Origin of the sequence: Microcoleus sp. PH2017_05_CCC_O_A, from assembly GCF_020738785.1 — a bacterium.
Taxonomy (GTDB): Bacteria; Cyanobacteriota; Cyanobacteriia; order Cyanobacteriales; family Microcoleaceae; genus Microcoleus.
Window position 1 is genome coordinate 1 of the sequence record NZ_JAEQCB010000005.1, and the last position, 17,577, is coordinate 17,577.

The following is a 17,577-nucleotide window of genomic DNA, read 5'->3' on the forward strand; positions in this document are numbered from 1 at the left end:
GTCGTCACCTGATCGCGAGGTACATCGATCATGTCCTCCACCCCGTCCATCGGGAAAGCAATCCGAGCTCGATCGCTAATGCAAGTCAGAGCCTTAGAAATACTCAACACCAGAGGCAAACGGATGGTGAATACTGTGCCTTTGCCGATCGTCGAATCAATCCCCACAGTCCCCCGAATTTCGTGCAAGGAGGTCTCCACGACGTTCATACCGACCCCCCGGCCGGCGTACTCCGTCGCCTGTTCCTGAGTGCTGAAACCGGGCATAAACAGCAAATTGTAAACTTCCGAGCGAGACATCCTCTGAGCCTGAGCCGCCGTCAACAAATTCTGCTTGATCGCCTTCGCCTTCACCTTTTGCGGGTCAATTCCCGCCCCATCATCAGAAACCGAAACCACCGTTTGATTCCCTTGGTGGAAAGCCCGAATCGTAATCCTGCCCATCGCAGGCTTCCCGGCTGCCAAACGCACCTCCGGCGCTTCGATTCCGTGGGTAATCGCATTGTTCACCAAGTGAGTCATCGGGTCATAAAGTTGATCCACAATCATCTTGTCGATCAAAATATCCTTACCCTCAACCTGCAACTGAGCCTGCTTCCCGCACTTAATCCCAATTTCCCGCACCGCCCGGAACAGCCTGTCCGTCGTCTCCGCAAACGGCTTCATCCGGGCGCGAGTCAAACCTTCTTGCAGTTGAGTCGTGACTTGGCGCAATTGGCGAGTCACCTGATCCGCCTCATCCACCAAAAACTCAATGTCCGCCGCCGACTCCCGCACCCGCACGATCAGCTCGATAATCTCCTGAGCCAAACTGTGGAAAGGAGTAAACCTGTCCATTTCCTCTGGTCTCCAAGCGCTTTCGCGTTGGTGGGACGACTCTTCGGTGCGCCATGCCGATCGATGTCCCTGGCGGTTTGCCAGCAAAGCAATCTCCAAAAGACTCCGCTCGTAGAAATCCTGAGTCCGTTGGCTGACATCGCTCAGCAGCGTCACTTGGTGCAGCAAATTGTCCAAAAACTGCCGCATCCGTTCTTGGTCTTGCTCCAAACTGTTGCGGTTGACTACCAGTTCCCCCATCAAGTTGCTGAGGTTGTCCAGTTGCTTGACCGGTACGCGCATGGTTTGGTCGCCGAACCCGCCCGCGCGGGCATTCCGCCTGGGTCTGTTATTGACCGACGACTGTCCGATATTGGTTTCGCTTTGACGGCCGCTGTCCTTTGGATCTTCCAGCAGTTTTTCTAAGTCGCCAAATTCGTCGTCGCTCTCCGCAGCAGGAGCGGGTGGTGCTTTGCGGGCAGTTTTCGCCGGTGCTGGAATTTCCGGCATAGTTGCGCTCTCGCTCAGCAGATCTTCAAGATCGGAGAAAACTTCCGTCGTTACCGGACTCGGATTTGCACCCCCAGAGGCTGCCATTGCGACCCCAGCACCGCCTGCGATTAACAGCGCTTCTAAATCGTCAAAATTGCCTTCGGAATCCTCAGTACCTGATTGAATGTCGCTAAAAAAGTCCGCCAGCGACTCATCTTCCAACTGTGCTGCATCGGCTTCGCTCAATTCTTCTTCTTCGTCGCCAAAGCCCGTCAGTTCCGAAGTCACCAGAGGCCCAGCATCTAGCGAATCCAACAAATCATCAAAAGCATCCAACTCTTCGGTGTTGAGAGTCGCCCCGGTTTCCAGAGCTGCTAGCAAATCAGCATCGCCCTCAAACATATCATCGAGAGATTCTGACGACATCACCTCTAAATCGCCAGCCGCAAAATCCGTTTCCAGCGCGCCAAACAAATCATCTTCCTCCTCGTCGGATTCACTTGCCGCATCTGTTTGGGCTCGATCGAACAAACTCTCAGGAACTTCGGCCGACAACTCCTGCAAATCAAAACCAGCTTCGGCATCCACCGACGGTGGAGGCGCTTCGCCAAACATATCCTCCAACAAATCGAAAGTACCCTCATCAGACTCGACACTGGCAATTTCCGCATCAGGACGATCGGACAATAGCCCCAATTCAGCCGCTGCCAAATCTGTCAAGCCTGCCTCCGAAACAGTAGCCTCCGAGTCCGAGAACAAACTCGCCAAGTCCCCCTCATCCGCTGCCGTACCAGCACTGGGCAATTGAGAATCTCCATTTAAATTCAACCAATCCCCATCGACTTCTGGCGAAGCTTCCCCGTCATACTCAGTACCCGTAGGTACAGAACCGAACAGATCTGCCAAATTCGCCGCTTCTTGGGAATGAACCGCCTGCCGATCGCGCCCAGTCTCCTCATCCTCAGAAATCGAGTCCGACGTAATCTCCCCAAACAGCGCATCTAAATCGGTATCCTCCAGATCCAGGTTGGTCGATTGCACAGACTCGTCTTCCAGGCCAAAAGCATCTTCTAGCCAATCTCCATCCGCAGAAATATCTAAATCAGAATCAGAATCAGAATTTGATGTCATATTAAAAACGCTGCCACTTTCCTCATTTGGTGTGCTGCCAGTAGCTAAAGATCGATCGCCCCTGCTCTCCCCAGCTTCACCTTCAGAAGAAAGGAAATCAGAAGTAATGCTCAACAGCTCGCTGAAATCCGAGTCTTCCTCCACCCCAGAGAGCAACTCGAAATCATCTATTTCGGCTACAGTCGGTTTTTCTGCATCCCCTGAATCATTGCCACCACCTGCTAGTAGATCCGAAAATTCTGCGTCGAAAGCATCCGGGTTGAGAGCATACTCCTCGGAAACTGCCGGCACAGTCGCTTCCTCAGATGAGCCTAAATCGCCGAACAAGTTATCCAAATCAGCATCTGCCGTCACAACAGAAGTTTGGGCCGCCACTTCGTCCAAAAGCGTACCGAGAGCATCTTCATCAGCTTGCCTCCTGGTAATGCCGACCCTGCCCTCTCCCCGATCCAAACCCTGCCTGTTTGTTTCAAGCTGTTTGCGAGTTGGCGGCTGCTTTAAACCCGCATTTTCGCGATCGGCTGCCACCGCCGAACCATCAGCCTCACCTCCAAACAGCAAATCGTCCCCAAACAAACTCGTGAGATCCTCTAAAGGAGTCCTCGCATTCGTTTCCGAATTTTCCTCACCGTATTCGTCAAACAACAAATCAGTAAAATCGCCGGAATTGTCATCATCATCTAATTCCATGATTCCCCCCGTCGGCATCCTAGAAGCAGATTGTACGTAGTCCAGATCATCTTCTTCTTCCCAAGCGCCGTCGAGATCTGGAGATTCGCCTTCAAACAAGTCTGCTAAAGTGTTGAGTTCGGCCGCCCCCACTTCCGGGCCCGTGCGCGTCGAGATTCTAAAAGAACCTGTCTCTACATCTGATTCTCCGAACCCTGGGGAATTGTCCAACGGCGATAGACCTCCGGCGTAATCGTCACTTTCGTCGCCGTCGAGTTGCTCGAACAGCTCGTCTATGCTCAGCCCAGAAATTGTTGGCAGCAACTTGTTCGATCCATCCGGGGAATCGCCGCCCAAAGCCAGATCCCAGGCCGCATCTTCAACAGAGACCGCATTTGAACCCAACGTACCCGGTTGAGCGAATGCCAGCAAGTCTTCAAAATCTGTTTCCGGAACCACAACCGTCGGCACCAGCGCCAGAAGTTTGGCGCTGGGTGCGATCGACCCAGATTGACCCAAAAGTACCTGTTCTTGGGCTTGTTTGATGTCTTTGATGACCGTTGGGGCTAAGGTGCGGTAGGTATTTTCTGAGTTGGCGATCGCCTTTTCTACCACAGCGATCAATTCTATCCACTCGGGCAGTTCAAATTCCTCCCCCGCCATTTTCAAGTTCCGACAAATATTCCTAAGTTGTCGCCTGCTGTCAGAACCCTCAGGCTGTTTGAACTCTTGCAGCATTTCCCGCATCCTCGCCGGCACATCCGAGTCAAATACCAGATGCAGCGCGGTTTCTTCCGTTTCTGTGAGATCGGATGCGTAAGCTGAATCCGAGTCCGCAAAACTCATCGATGAGTTAAACGTCCCGGCTCCCATTCGGGCCATAACTGTTTGTGGTATTGGCAGCGGGCTGCTTTCGTCTGAATCGTTAGCGCAGTGTCCGACGAGTCCCCCCAAGTGCCCGTTGAGTTCTTCAAATACAGGTTCTAATTCTCGAACCATCTGCTCTCCCAATTCCTCTGTCAGCCCAAAAGGCCCCGACAGTTGCTCTAACAGCCCTTGTAACGTGTCAAAAATTCGCAAAAACAGCGACTCTAGCTGTTGGTCTACTTTAACGCTGCACTCTTTTAAAATTTTAAAACTATCTTCTAGTCGGTGAGATGTTTGCTGAATGCTAGTCAGGCCAAGCATTGCGGCTCCTCCTTTGACAGAGTGAGCAGCCCTAAATACTTCGTTAACCAGTTCTGGGTCTTCGATCGTCGCTTGCAGGTTCAGCAACCCTTGCTCGATCGTATTGAGGTGGTCTTTTGCCTCCTCAATAAAGTAGCCCATGATCCTCTGTTGTTGCTCCGGCAGCATAGTTTTATTCCTGATTTTAAGCGTTATTGTATTTTGTCTATTTTAGGAGTCTTAGAGAATGTCTTTGTAAATCTGTCCCCTTGACAAGAGAATAATCTGACTGCGAGATATGGCAAATGTCCTGGCTATTTCTCTTTTCGATATCCCCTCACCTAAAAGATAGCGAATCTGCTGCACCTGTTCGGGTTTTAGCTTGCGGTTAGGATTTATATTGCCGGGAACGAAAGGAAAGCGGTTTTTTTCTATAGAATCGCGGGAGTTATCGGCGGGAGTTCCTTCCCACAAATGATCGGGGTTGACACAACCGCGATCGTCGCAACTGTGACAGGCAAAATAACCCGGTTTGATCGATCGTCCCAGTTTGTTTTCCAGTACCAGTCTGTGAGCGTAGAAACTTTTAGTTTTGCCATTAATTTTAGTACCCTTAATGGCGTAACCATCACTTCTTTTAGCCAGGATACAAATCATGCAGCCATTTGGCTGTATTTCGGCCCGAATGCCGGGAATTACTTCTATGCCTCGCGGTACTTTTTGAGGTTTAGGAGCAGATGTGCTTCCTACATCTTTAACCCGTCCTTTTCTAAACCTATCTTGAGAATTTTCCAGCCTAGAACCTTCCCATAAATGGTTGGGATTAATGCAGTTACGGACATCGCAAGTATGACAAGAAAAGTATTCTGATCTAATCGGACGACCTAAGATATTTTCTAATACTAAACGGTGAACTGTAAACGTTTTCCATTCACCGTCAATCTTAAGTCTTTTGTTGGCATAGCCCCTGCTAGACTTGGTTAAAGTAGAGATAATACAGCCATTCGGCTGAATTTCACCAAAAATACCAGGAATTACCTCTACTATGTTATCGTTCATCTGTACAACTCCTAGTTTATTTAGGTGCTGGATTGGCATCCCCGCAATCGTTTCAAGACTGCGAGGTTGCTTTTTGTTTGCCATCATTGCCACACTAAGGTGCTTGTAAATCAGGAAGTAAAAAAAGCATTAAACAATCAATTATTGTCTTTCTGCTGTTTCTACTCGGAACCTTTCCACCGATGTCAAAAGGTCGCGAGCAACGCCTACCAAATTTTGCAAAGCACCGGAAACTCGCTGCGCTTCTTGGGACGTTTCCTGAGCAGTTAACTCGACAGCTTGCATCACAGCGGCCACCGAACGAGCTGTTTCGTTCTGCTCCACAGTGTCCGCCGTAATCGATCGCACTAACACGTCAATGCGATTGGTAACTTGAATGATATCTTCAAGCGATCGCTTCGCCTGTTCTGCCAATCTTGTCCCCTCAATCACCTGCTGCGTACCTTCTTCCATCGCCGTCATTACCGCGCCGGTTTCACTTTGAATTTGCATCACGATCTGCTCAATTTCTTTCAAAGACTTCGCCGATCGATCTGCCAACTGCCGCACCTCATCCGCCACGATCGCAAAACCCCTACCCGATTCCCCAGCTCTCGCCGCCTCAATACTAGCGTTGAGAGCCAACAAATTCGTCCGAGAGGCGATCGCCGCAATCAAACCCACAATCTTAGAAATTTCTTGAGAAGCTTCCGCCAACCGCTTGACTTTTCTCGTGGTTTCTGCTACCGTTTCTCGAATTTCCAAAATCCCGGCCACCGTCCGCTCCACAGCCTCGCCCCCTTTCAGAGCCGTTGCCGCCGCGCCCCGGGCCACTTCTTCCGCCTCTCTAGCACTCTCTGCGACCCGCTGAATCGCATCGGTGAGGACTTGCACCGAATTCAGCGTCGCCGCCAGTTCCTCAGCCTGCCGCAGCGCATCAGAAGACAAATCGCCCGCAAACTTGGCACTATCCGTAGCGCCTTTGCTAACCTCCCGAGCCGCCTGCTTCACCTGATGGACGATTTCGCGGAGGTTTTGAATTGTCAAGTTAAACGAGTCAGCAACAGCGCCCAAAACGTCTGCCGTCACTTCCGCCGTCACCGTCAAGTCACCCCGAGCCGCTCCTTCCACGTCATCTAGCAAGCGAATCACTTGGCGCTGCAAGTCTTCTTTTGCCTGTTCCTGTTCGTCAGACTTGCGTCTGGTATCGCTAATCGTAGTTTGGATCACCTTCGCCATGTGGTTGAATTTAGCAGCCATTTTGCCAAATTCATCTTCCGAGTAAATCGTTGCCCGAGCGTCCAAAGTTCCTTGAGATACCGCATCGAACTGAGCTTGCAAATTGTCCGAGGACTTGCGTACCTGCTTGGCGATCAACTGGCCGATACCCCAAGAAGTCAAAAAGCTCGTAAAGCCTGCGGCAGCCGTCATTACCCAGCCTGTTTGGCGCAGGTAAACGATCGCCTCCGGCTTGTCTTGCTTCAGAGCTTGATAGGAGGCAATGTTAGTCACGAAAGCCACAGCTACCAGAGAAACCAATCCAGCCCCGATTGCCGTGTACAACTGTTTGGTAAACAGAGGGGCATTTTCCAAGAAAGCCAGTCCGCCCTGTTCTACAGTCACCGAACTATCGATCGCCTCACTTTCTGTCGGAGCAAAAGTCGGCACCGACGCATCAGCAGGGCCGGAAATGCTAAAAATCTCATCGTCTCGAATTGCCGAGCCGTCGCTATTGTCAAAGTCCAGACCGCTGCCGCTCGTACCCATCATGCCGCTGGTCGAGTTGCCGAAATTGGTGTTACCTCTAGTCAGGATCGAACTGTTGGCATCTTCTGAGATATCAAAATCCGGCAAATTGCCCAAATCGTCAAAATCGTCAAATTCGTCTAAAAAGCCGCTGTGTTCTTGAGCGTTCCCAGTTCTTGACGACCAGTCGCTGCTGTTCTTGGTGGCAGCCCCGAAAGCAGTCGCTTGCTCGTTTTCGTCGAGAGAGAAAGAATCGCTGAAAGCGTCGTCATCAAAAGCATCTAGCTCAAAGCTGTCCATGGAGCCAAATGCCTGCGGTTCCGAGTCGCCGTAACCGTTGCTGTTAGAGTTTGAGCGATCGGCCGAATTAAATTGTCCCCGGCTCGACCTTTGACTCTGAGAATTGGGGACAGCACCTCCCATCAACAGCGTTTCGTCTTCCGCCAGCGAATAATTTGACGAGTATTCCGAGTCAATATTCGGCTGCTTGCTTTGCGATCGAGAAGACCCAAAACCCGAGGACATCGGCTGAGCAAAAGGGTCTGCCTCTTCTGGCAGAGGTGGCTTCTGACCTTGATTTTGCCCGGTCACGGGCGGGGATTGATAGTCGTAGTCGTCATCATTCAAGTCGAGTTCGTCTGGCAAATCGAGCGGCGCAAAAGGTTCGCCAAAATTGTCAGACGGCCCAGTGGGGGAGTCTAATTGCTCCGAGTCGAAGGAATTCCCGGTTTCAGAACCAGCAAAACTTTGACCGTTGAGTACCTGAGTTGGAGCTTCTGAAAACAACTCTCCTGAATAAGGCGCCTTGGAACCAGAAACTTTGCTATCAGACAAGTCACCAGCATCAAACCCTGGGTCATCTAAGCCAAAAGGATCTCCCAAGTCCGAGCCAAATTCGTCCATGTCTAGCGGCTCGGACGCATCAGCATAAGCTGCCATTGCGCCGCTGTCGCCAGCAAAGGGGTTAGTTAAATCTTCGAGAGAGGTTGCAGCACTGCTACTGCTGTCTTGTGGTTCCCACTCCAACCCGCTCATCCCCAAATCTGCCAAGTCCTCGTTTTCCATGTCCTGTGGCGATTGACTCCCATAGGACATGGATGGAGAATTCCCTTGGAAAAGTGCTAAATCCGGGTCTTCCAACCCTTCCTCCAGAGACAAGTCTGGGTAGAATTCCAATTCAGTTTCCGCAGACAAAGCCTCGAAACTTTCCGTGTGCAGTTCTCCGGATAAAAATTGGTCTGTGTGGCTAATACCGCCGTGAGCGTGTTCGACCAAACTCGGGTCGTCACTCAGGCTCAGCACCACCATGTACTGTTCCCGTGCCACCTCATACTGTTGCAGTCCGTAACAGTAGATGTGCCCGCATAGCAGCCGAGCGCTGGGGTCTTCGGGAAAATCTTCTACTAATTGATAAACTAGGGCCGCGGCTTCTGAATAGTTGCCATCCATGTAGGCCGCTTCTGCCCGTTGGTAATCCTGCTGAAAGTTGGTACTTGTTGCCATTTGCCGCCCTCTTTTGATTTTAGATTTTAGATTTGAGATTTTAGATTTTTATCTTGCTTGAATGTTTAGATGCGTGCCTCAAGTCCTGTGACTGTTGATAGTTAGACCCCAATCGAAAATCGCAAATCGCAAATCTAAAATCGATTTCACGCTGCCCACCGCGCAGAGCGCAGAATTTTCACTTGATCTAGCAGTCGGAGCACTTTAGTCGCTGGTGCACCTAACATCCATTCTCCCCTCAGAAATGGAATCATGCCGTCTGGTGCATTGTTCTGAGAGTGCAGTTGGTCTACGTCGAGCCAGTCCATCCCCACAATTCGATCGACTGCCAGCCCCAAAATCGTATCTTGGTCTTCCACAGCCACGATCGGGATTTCGGGTCGATCGGTGTTCAGAGGTGTTTGGTCTCCCAGAAATTGGCCCAGATCTGCCACCCAAATCACTCGTCCTCTCATGTTTAGCGTACCTAAAAGCAAGGAGGAAACGTTAGGAATGGGTGTCATTCGGTCTGGGGAGGGGGATAGCACCTCTCTAATCCCTGTTGCCGGCAGTGCGAACTCGTTCCCCGAAGGAACGTAGAACCGCAGGTGCAGCTCGCCTTCGGGAGTTTCTAGTTCCTGGAATTCCGGAGCCTGATCTATGCCTTGTCCTGGTAATATAAAGTCTGGGCTGCCACTAATCATAATTCTTCTCTCTGGGAAACCCACATCGTACCCCTACTCAAGTCGGTGTTGGGAGGAAAATGGGAGCTCGGTCTATGAAACATAACTATAACCGTCCTTTTTGTAAATGTGTTGGCAGTATTTATGACTAATTCCTTGCACCAATCCTGCTTGAGTTGAGACCTTAAAACTTCCACTGGTGCAGACAGCCTTTTTTCTACATAATTCCCTATTTTGTTGCTGCTATTAACTATCTGATACTTTTACCCTGAAGATTGGGATAATTTTAGACTTCCTGCTAGATGCTAAGTACAACACGAGCGAGCTCGGACATTAGCGATCGATATTTTATCCCACAAAGCTTTCCCCAAAATCTTTACAACCGGGGAATCTCTAGAAATTTCATACCCACAGTCAGGAAACTTACAATTTGGGCAACCACCCAATTTTAAGTATAATTTTTCCCACGGCACGAATGTTTTAGAGGTGGGTTCGTCTTTGCTCCCAACTAACTTGGAACCGTCAAGGCAACACAAGTTTTGTAAGGTTTTCCTGGATTTTTGCCAGCCAAATTCATCATTGATGTCGCCGTTTTACTCCTTAAAATGCGATTTTTTTGAATTACTCTTTTATACATCTCAAATGTCGGAAAAAATATAAAATCGTAAGTTGTGGCAAAAGCAGAAGCAATTTGTTTGTCACATTCCCAACCTAAATCCTGAATCCGGTGTCTGAATGCTGCCAGCGTTCTAGGGATGCACCATTTAGGAATTAAACCTGATGTTTTTAGCACCATTTTCAAACCTCGCTTTCCTCGACCCTTGCCGATTTTGATAAAACCTTGATGTTCGTCTATGTAAGCAATTAAAATGTTGTAAACTTTGCGAACAGCGCTCACCCACTTTTTCCGGATTACCCCTAATTTCTGGCACGGGTAAACTTGGTAACTAACGGTCTCGGCATACTTGCTATTGGTATTTTCTGAGTATCGCGCCCAGGCTGTAACTAAAGATGTGGATGATGGCGAGGACATCTTCAACGATTTCTTAAATCGGGCTAAAGTAGCCAGATTTGAGAACCAATATCTCAGTTTTTGTGGGCAGGTTCGGACATGAGATAAAATTGAATCCAAACCTGCACCAACCAGCTTTGCAGGCAATGACAACCAATCCGACTTCATTTGACAAAACGGATTCCAGTTTGGTTTGAAGGTCTTTTCTTTTGAATTTGAGTCCTGATCCGATGTCGGTTTAGCCATAAAGCCAGCGTTTGCTTTACTTGGGAAATTTAACAGAAGATGTCTTGTCTGTTCAGATAATTCAGTCTGCTTGAGATTTGAAATTCAAGGAATCATTGCTGTGCCCATCGGTTTTGGCGATCGGCAGCAAGTGGAGAACAAATATATTATATTTGCACTTTGAGCGACTTAGGCCCGACAGCGGTCGAGAAATTGAACTGAGTTTTACTGACGCCGGACGGCCAGCTCGCAAATTTATACATTCTAGTTGATGGTGCGATCGCCCGCAGCAAGGAGCTTTCTCTCTGTGACTGCCGGGACTGCCCTGGGTTGCTGGGATACAAAAAACCTCCCGTGCCATCAGTGCGGAATTTATTGGCTTATAATTCGTGTTCTAGCGATCGGCTTAATAATTTTTCCGAGAGATTGGCCGGAGGATAGCCCGGGCCTACATATTTTTCTACCAGCATTAATAACTCGCTTTCGCCAAAAGGTTTGGTGAAGTAGTCAGTCGCCCCCGCCATGCGGGCTTGAACGCGATCGATAAATCCGTCGATCCCTGTCAACATGACAATGGGCGTGTGCCGGAAAGCACTAGAATTTCGCAGCATCGCGCAAATTTCGTAGCCGTCGAGTTCGGGCATGGCGATGTCGCACAAAATTAAATCGGGTTTGAGTTTAAAAACTAAACTCAGGGCTTCGAGGGGATTGCTGATGCCAGTAGCTTCGTAACCCTGTTCGTTTAAAATTGACTCAACTGTTTTGCGAATCACATTGTCATCGTCTATACAGACAACTCTCTTGACCTTGGTTTCTGGAGAAGACCATTCTATTTTGTTGTTGCCAGGGACAACAGAAGGCTGGAAAAATACTTGCACCAATCCCTGCTGCACGAAAGGGTAAATCGCCTTGGCGACAGTCAGCACGTCTCGGTTGAGGTAGCGCGCCATTTGGCGGATCGAAGTGTGACCGTCGGCCCAGCGTCTGAGAGTATTAAAGGTATTGGCAGGGAGCGCGACTCGGAGCTGGGCGGGATCTGAAATCATCGGGCATTGGTTGGGCGACTGAATGTGAGGGTGAAACTGCTTCCACTGCTGCACCTGTTGGACAATCTTCGCCAGCAGCGAGCTAATTTCTAAGCTGGTGAGTTGAGGAGCCAATGCCGATCCCATTTCAAAAGTGAAGGAACCCTGGTGGAGGCTGAGCAAGTCAAACAGGGTTTCGTGGATCATGCTGTGGATGATGTTGCGCCCTTGAGCTGGGGTGAGGGTGTGGTTTTCTAGCAGGGCCCACAGGTAGGCGTATTCTGGGGCATTGGTAGATGCCATATAGGGAACTTGGATTTTGTCAAGGGCGGTGTCTGCTTTGTAGCGGCGCAGGTAGTCGCGCAAGCGAAACAAACTGCCCGCACTCTGGGTAGCGTAAATAATCTGACCGTTGAAGCAGAAGACATACCAGGATTGTCCTGCAGGGGAGCGCTGGGTAGGTAGATTACCCGAGTTGCCGATGAAGCTGTAGGCCTCTACGAACAGTTCTCCGGTGCGCTGACCTAACTCAATCAATTGCAGGATGCTGCGGATGTCAATTTCACTCAAATTTCCCTGCATGCAGCTAAAGTATCCTCCTTAAAACCGTTGGCGTCTGAAATCGGAAAGACTGTGCGATCGCGCTCATATTGACTTTAGTTTCTGTCAATAATTTACCTGTCAACTGTCAACTGTCAACTGTCAACTGAATGAAGGGCTTGATGCCACTGGCACAATTAGGAATTGACGAAAGGGCGATTTTCTCTTGTTGACATACTCCCCAGCTATGGAGGCCTGGGGATTTTGAGCTTCGGGCAGCAATTTCAGGCATCAGCCTGTCTAGAATTAAGTCTTACAAGCCGCTTATAAAAACCTAGGCAAACCTAGGTAAACTCTGCGGTATAAGTTTGAAACATTCTTTCTTAGCGCTTTACGCTTCCTCAGTATCGAGGTTGACCAAGAAACTCCAGTTAGAAACACTGTAATAATCACAACGACGTGATATCATAGCGGAACGTTTGATTTTTTTATTCAGTTTGTTCCACTCGCTCCAAACGTGCTTTTCTGAATTCACTTCAGAATAGGCGGTTAAGGAGCAAGGTATTTTTTCACTTAACTTGCGTGCCCTACGAGCAATTACCAGTGCAGCCGCTTCGTCACTAGCTAAGCCATACATTCTCAGGTATTTCACCAAGCTGATAATGCTTGAATAAGCTGGATTGACCGTTGTCAACTCAATCCCACGATTCGACAAAATAGAACTGAGTTGTTTATAAAACTCACTATACGCCCAACCCGACAACATTCGAGCATACTTTCTACCTTTCTCTCGCAGCGATTGCTTTTTTGTTGAGAAATCAAGTTCTTCACAAACCACAGGACATTCAAATTCTGTGGCTTTTGCAGCTAGTTGCAGACAAGCATCAACAATTTGAGCCTGTTGCTTGCCGGAGGGTAAACCTATCTGCAATGGGATCTGCCCTTTGGCTTTGAGATTCCCTTCAGAATCGACATACACCCACCCAATAGAACCGGGATTTATGTCGATACCAATGCAACCGTACATTCTCTCTCTCGAAACCTGCTTCGCGGGATTTGGGGTAAACTGCACAGCAGCAACCCACTTTCCATTCTTACGGTAGAAATGCCAGGTTTTAGCACCGCATTCTGGCAGTCTGTTTATGTTGTGGCTAAAATCACCAATCTCAGATGACAGGGTTTTTCCAAATCGCGACTCTAAGCATTTGGGGACTCTAAAAGTTATTTTATGCCCATTCCACTGGCAGACTTGATTGCCAAAAGACTCATCCTTAGAGCCGACAACAAAAATATCCCTCATCGGGATGAAGACTTTGACTGGCTCAAGTCTTAAATGTTCTACTCTGTTAATTAACCAATTCAGTTTACGCTTTTTATTGTGAATTTGAAAGCGCAAATTCTGCCAGTTTGTGGATTTATATTTAAGTGAGCAGGCTAAGGGGAAATTGCAACCTATTTTTGATTGATGCCATTTTTTCTTGGCATAGAACTTACGAGCTAATACCAACTTGCGTTCGGATTTTTTGAGCCACGCACCAATAGATTTAATTTTTCCTTCAAGAGCTTTTAGATGTAAAATCCTGTGTTCTTTAGCACCATCTACACGACCCTTGGCAGAACTGATTACACCATTGGCGTGGCGCTTATTGATGCCGTAGGTTTGCTGTAAATGCGTGTTCCAATCTGATTTCTTGAACTCTGTACCTAAAAGTAAGTGGTCAACTGTTTCAATGCTTGCAGCCCTAAAAATTGGGGCGTAAGCTTCTAAGAACATCTCGAAATCTGTAAATCCTAGTTCGTTGAGTTCGTGTACTGGTGTGGGCAAGCCTTTGCAATAAGTTAGGGTAGCCATTGATTCGACCTCTCAATGTGTTTATCTCTTCGTATGTTAACAGCTTTAAAGCTCTGCTAACTCGCCAATACTCATCAATCTATCCATTGGCTTACCGAGAATCTAACTACTAAATCCTGGGTAAATCTAGGTAAATTGTTAACAGTCATCACCCCGGCATTGGTGCGTGGGGTTTATGACACACACAATTGTCTGGGCTTTTCGATCGTCGTCCAACGCTGGCAGGGACGACTGGTTCAAGTCTTCGACCGCCAAAATTTTGACGTTTACCTTGCGCTGTGCGTCCTTGCGGTTGGGTTCTGTCTTAAAGCATTGACCTTTTTGCTCAAGAGTAGATCTCGATGACAGGCTCGCGTGATTCCACTATTCTAAGGCAGCGCGGTTCAAATCCCTAGTCCGCCTGCGGAGGAGACCCGATGCTGGGTAATTAAAGGACGAGATGGCGATCGACCCGCACCGAAAGCCTGATACAATCAATGAAAGTTTTTGACTGACTGATCTTTTTCGGCTTTGGGCTATGGCAGTCCCCCCAGTTTTGCTAGTCTTGAATCAAGCGGCATTGATACTGCTCTCCCATTGGTTCAGAAAGCAGGCGGCGGCAGTGCTTTCTAGACGCAGTGCGAGAGAAGCAGTGCTGTCGGCGAGTGCTGAAGACAGTTGTTCAAGGATGCTATTCCCGATCGGGCAAACGACACCAAAGAGAGGACTATTAGTGTGCTGTATCTAGCAGAAGTACAAAAACAGAGAAGCGGCTTTGGTCTCGGTGGCGGTAAGGCTGAACTGAAACTGCTAGCTTGTCAGCGGGGCGAACACAACTGGAGCGCCGTACCGGGCGATGACGCGATCCCAGTTGAGGAAGCTAATAAGTTTAACGACGGCACGCTGGTGCTGGTGGAGTTGAGCGCTAACAAGCAAGTGCAGCGGATTCAGGAGGCTGCCCGCCAGTTGGTGAGCATTCTGCAAAATTTCTCCCGCTTGCAGGACAAGTTTAAGGATAAGGAAGAGGAAATTGAGCAGTGGAAGGCTTCTCTGACGTTTTCGAGTCAGGAACTCAATCGCCGGGAAATGGAAATGCAAGCCCGCGAAGAGCAGTTGGCTCAAATGGAGGAGGAGTTGGAGCGCCTGGAGGCTCAACGCTCGGAAATTGAAAATACTCGAGATGAAGCTAACCGACTGCGAGAAGAGGTCGATCGCAGCCGCGCGGAGATGGAGACGGCTTGGGAACAGTTGCGGGGCGAACAGCAGCAGGTGGCTCACCAGCAGTCTCAGGCTCCTCAGGGGGCAGTTGTTGACGAGCAGCAGGCATTGAGAATTCAGGAGTTGATGAACAAGCTGGGAGGAGCAATTTCTGCGGCCCAAGGAGTTCGGGAACAACTGAATCAGTCTTTTGGTGTTGTGGGCGCTCAGCAGGCAATTCTGGATTTGCACTGGCAGCAGTTGGAGCAAAAACGCACAAACGCTCAGCAACAGCAGGAAGAGGTCGATCGACAAAATCAGAGCCTCCAAAGCCGCTGGCAGGAATGGTATCAATCCCAAGATGCTTTGGCGCAAGCTCGGGCCCAACTGAAAGGGCAGCAATGTACCCTCGGCGCTAAGCAGGAGCAGGCTCAGTCTATGTCTGTCCAGGTGAAGGCTGTTGAGACTATGTACCAGCAAATCTCCGGGCTGGCGTCTGGTTCGGGTGCTGGGGCTGTGGAGCAGGTAGTAGATGTGTCTGCTCTGGAGCGGATGCCGGTTGAGGAATTACAGGGGCTGGTGCAACACCTGCAAGAGGATTTGGAAAAGGTGTTCCGGTTTGTTAACGATCAAGAGGAGGAGTTGACTCTCCAGCGGGAAACAATCGAGGAGTTGCAAGCCAAAATTCAAGCGGCTTCCGAGTACGATCGCATGGCTTTGGAAAATGAAATGGCCGATGAACTCGAAAGTTATCAGATGTTGAATGAAACTTTGGTGGGACAGCGCCTCCGCTTGCAGGAACGGGAAAATGTTTTGAAGCAGCATCAGGCGGTGCTGTGGCGTCGCTTGGGTACTGCTAATCCTCAAAAAACAGAACCTGGACAGATTGATTTGGGGCCGATCGTCACACAGCTCAATACTCAACGCCAGCAGCAAAGCCAAGAATTGCAACGGCTGGAAACCGAAATTCAGCAGGTGCGGGAGTCAATATCTCAAATTGAGGGAAATGTCAACCGTCAAAATGGGGAAAGTGAAGCGAAACGCAATGAACTTAAGCAGTTAGAGCAGACTTTGTTCAGCCAGAAAGGTGCTGTGGCGGAACTCTGGGGCCGGGTGAATGTTTATCAAGAAATGTTGCAACCGGTGCAGGACAATTTGAGCGGGCTGCGCCAAAAGCTGGAAGCGGTGGGGGGAGAACTCGATCGCGTACAGCAAACTGGAGAGCAGCAAGATCGGGTTGTTTCGGATCTGCGGCAAGCTCTTTCGAGTTTTCTGCCAAGCGCCTAAAATTAAATATCGATCGCGATCCAAGGGTTTTCAACTCGGGCGATCGCTCCTCCAGGAAATGGATCGGTTTGCGATCGGTTGGGCGCTGCGATTAAGCTGGTGAGTTTTTCTACGCTGTCAAAACTGGGTGCACAGGGCAATATTTGTAGCAATACCTGTCGCATTGCTCGCCGTTGCAATGACAGGGGTGCTTCTCGTAAAATTGGGCGATTTAACTTGACGGGGAGTTGAATTTGCAACTGCGGGTTGTCTGTAGTTGGAGAGATGGCTCGCTGTAGTAATTCACTGGCTGCAATTTCGAGATATTCGACATCGGCGCGCAGGAGTTCGGCTGTTTGGGCGAGGGCTTGTTGGGCTTTTGGGTTGAAATGAGTTTCTAAATAAGGCAATAATTGCGATCGAATTCGGTTGCGCGCATATTGCAAATCTTGATTAGTGGAATCTTCCCAAATTGGTAGTTTTTGCTCTTGACAAAATTGACCTGTTTGCGATCGGGTGATTTCCAGCAACGGACGAACCAAGTAGATTTTAGATTTGGGATTTGGGATTTTTGATTGGGGAGTTTGATCTAAATTGTGCGATCGCAAATCGGCAGATATTTGGAAATTGGGATTGTCGCCAGAATCTCCCAATCTAAAATCTAAAATCGGCAATCGCAAATCGGCAAGGGGGCGCGTCCAAGTCAGGGCGGAAAGTCCGTCGGCGCCACTACCGCGAATTAGGTTGTAGAGGAGTGTTTCCGCGCGATCGCTGGCTGTGTGGCCTGTGACAATGTAGGGGTAGTTGTGGGCGATCGCAACTTCGGTTAAAGCTTGATACCGCCACTTTCTGGCCGCTGCTTCGGTTTTGGGGATGTCCGAGGCTGTTTGCAAATAATAGGATATTCCGAAATTTTTAGCTAAATTTTCTACATGATTTGCATTAGATTGGGAATCAGAACGCCAGCAGTGATCGCAATGAGCAATGGCTAGATTCCACCCCCATTTGGGCTGCAAATCCAGCAGTAATTTGAGCGTACACAGAGAATCTTGCCCGCCGGATACTGCTACTAACAATCGCTGATTTGAGGGCAAGATTTGTCGTTGCAGCAGTGTCCGGTGCAGTTGAGCGTGGAGGCGCGTCCAATTGGAAGATTCAGGCATTACAGTTGATAGTTAGCAGTTGTCAGTTGTCAGCTTGTCAGTAGTCGTAGGGTGTGTCGCCATCGATACTACCCAACAAAAGACAGAAAATCGAT

The 17,577-nt window shown here is 49.2% G+C and carries 9 protein-coding genes; 1 reads left to right on the forward strand and 8 read right to left on the reverse strand.

Annotated features, from left to right (window positions below):
• The 7 genes from JGK20_RS01355 to JGK20_RS01385 form a co-directional block, all read right to left on the reverse strand.
• A partial coding sequence (locus JGK20_RS01355) for a chemotaxis protein CheA (protein WP_293228991.1) occupies positions 1–4,463 on the reverse strand: 4,463 nt, incomplete at its 3' end.
• A gap of 51 nt (positions 4,464–4,514) precedes the next feature.
• On the reverse strand, positions 4,515–5,333 hold the full coding sequence (locus JGK20_RS01360; RefSeq protein WP_293180674.1) for an HNH endonuclease: 819 nt from the start codon (positions 5,331–5,333) through the stop codon (positions 4,515–4,517).
• Between the two features lie 141 nt (positions 5,334–5,474).
• The gene (locus tag JGK20_RS01365) at positions 5,475–8,561 is read right to left on the reverse strand and encodes a methyl-accepting chemotaxis protein (protein WP_293228993.1); all 3,087 of its coding nucleotides are present in this window, start codon (positions 8,559–8,561) and stop codon (positions 5,475–5,477) included.
• 146 nt (positions 8,562–8,707) lie between these two features.
• Entirely contained in the window at positions 8,708–9,241 is a 534-nt protein-coding gene (locus JGK20_RS01370) for a chemotaxis protein CheW (protein ID WP_293180800.1), read from the reverse strand.
• A 490-nt stretch (positions 9,242–9,731) separates the two neighbouring features.
• Positions 9,732–10,121 carry a hypothetical protein gene (locus tag JGK20_RS01375; protein WP_293228996.1) on the reverse strand — a complete coding sequence of 130 codons (390 nt, stop codon included), beginning with the start codon at positions 10,119–10,121 and terminating at the stop codon, positions 9,732–9,734.
• A gap of 719 nt (positions 10,122–10,840) precedes the next feature.
• A complete protein-coding gene (locus JGK20_RS01380) occupies positions 10,841–12,067 on the reverse strand; it encodes a response regulator (protein WP_293180683.1) in 1,227 nt (408 codons plus the stop codon).
• 349 nt (positions 12,068–12,416) lie between these two features.
• Positions 12,417–13,799 (reverse strand): IS200/IS605 family accessory protein TnpB-related protein, encoded by a 1,383-nt coding sequence (locus tag JGK20_RS01385; RefSeq protein ID WP_293218378.1) that lies wholly within the window; start codon positions 13,797–13,799, stop codon positions 12,417–12,419.
• Between the two features lie 735 nt (positions 13,800–14,534).
• Here JGK20_RS01385 and hmpF point away from each other — a divergent pair.
• Complete coding sequence (gene hmpF / locus JGK20_RS01390; protein ID WP_325315127.1) at positions 14,535–16,340, forward strand: pilus motility taxis protein HmpF; 1,806 nt, start codon at positions 14,535–14,537, stop codon at positions 16,338–16,340.
• A gap of 2 nt (positions 16,341–16,342) precedes the next feature.
• Here the strand turns inward: hmpF and tilS are convergent, their stop codons facing one another.
• Positions 16,343–17,482 carry a tRNA lysidine(34) synthetase TilS gene (gene tilS, locus JGK20_RS01395; RefSeq protein WP_293180689.1) on the reverse strand — a complete coding sequence of 380 codons (1,140 nt, stop codon included), beginning with the start codon at positions 17,480–17,482 and terminating at the stop codon, positions 16,343–16,345.
• Positions 17,483–17,577: the final 95 nt, after the last annotated feature.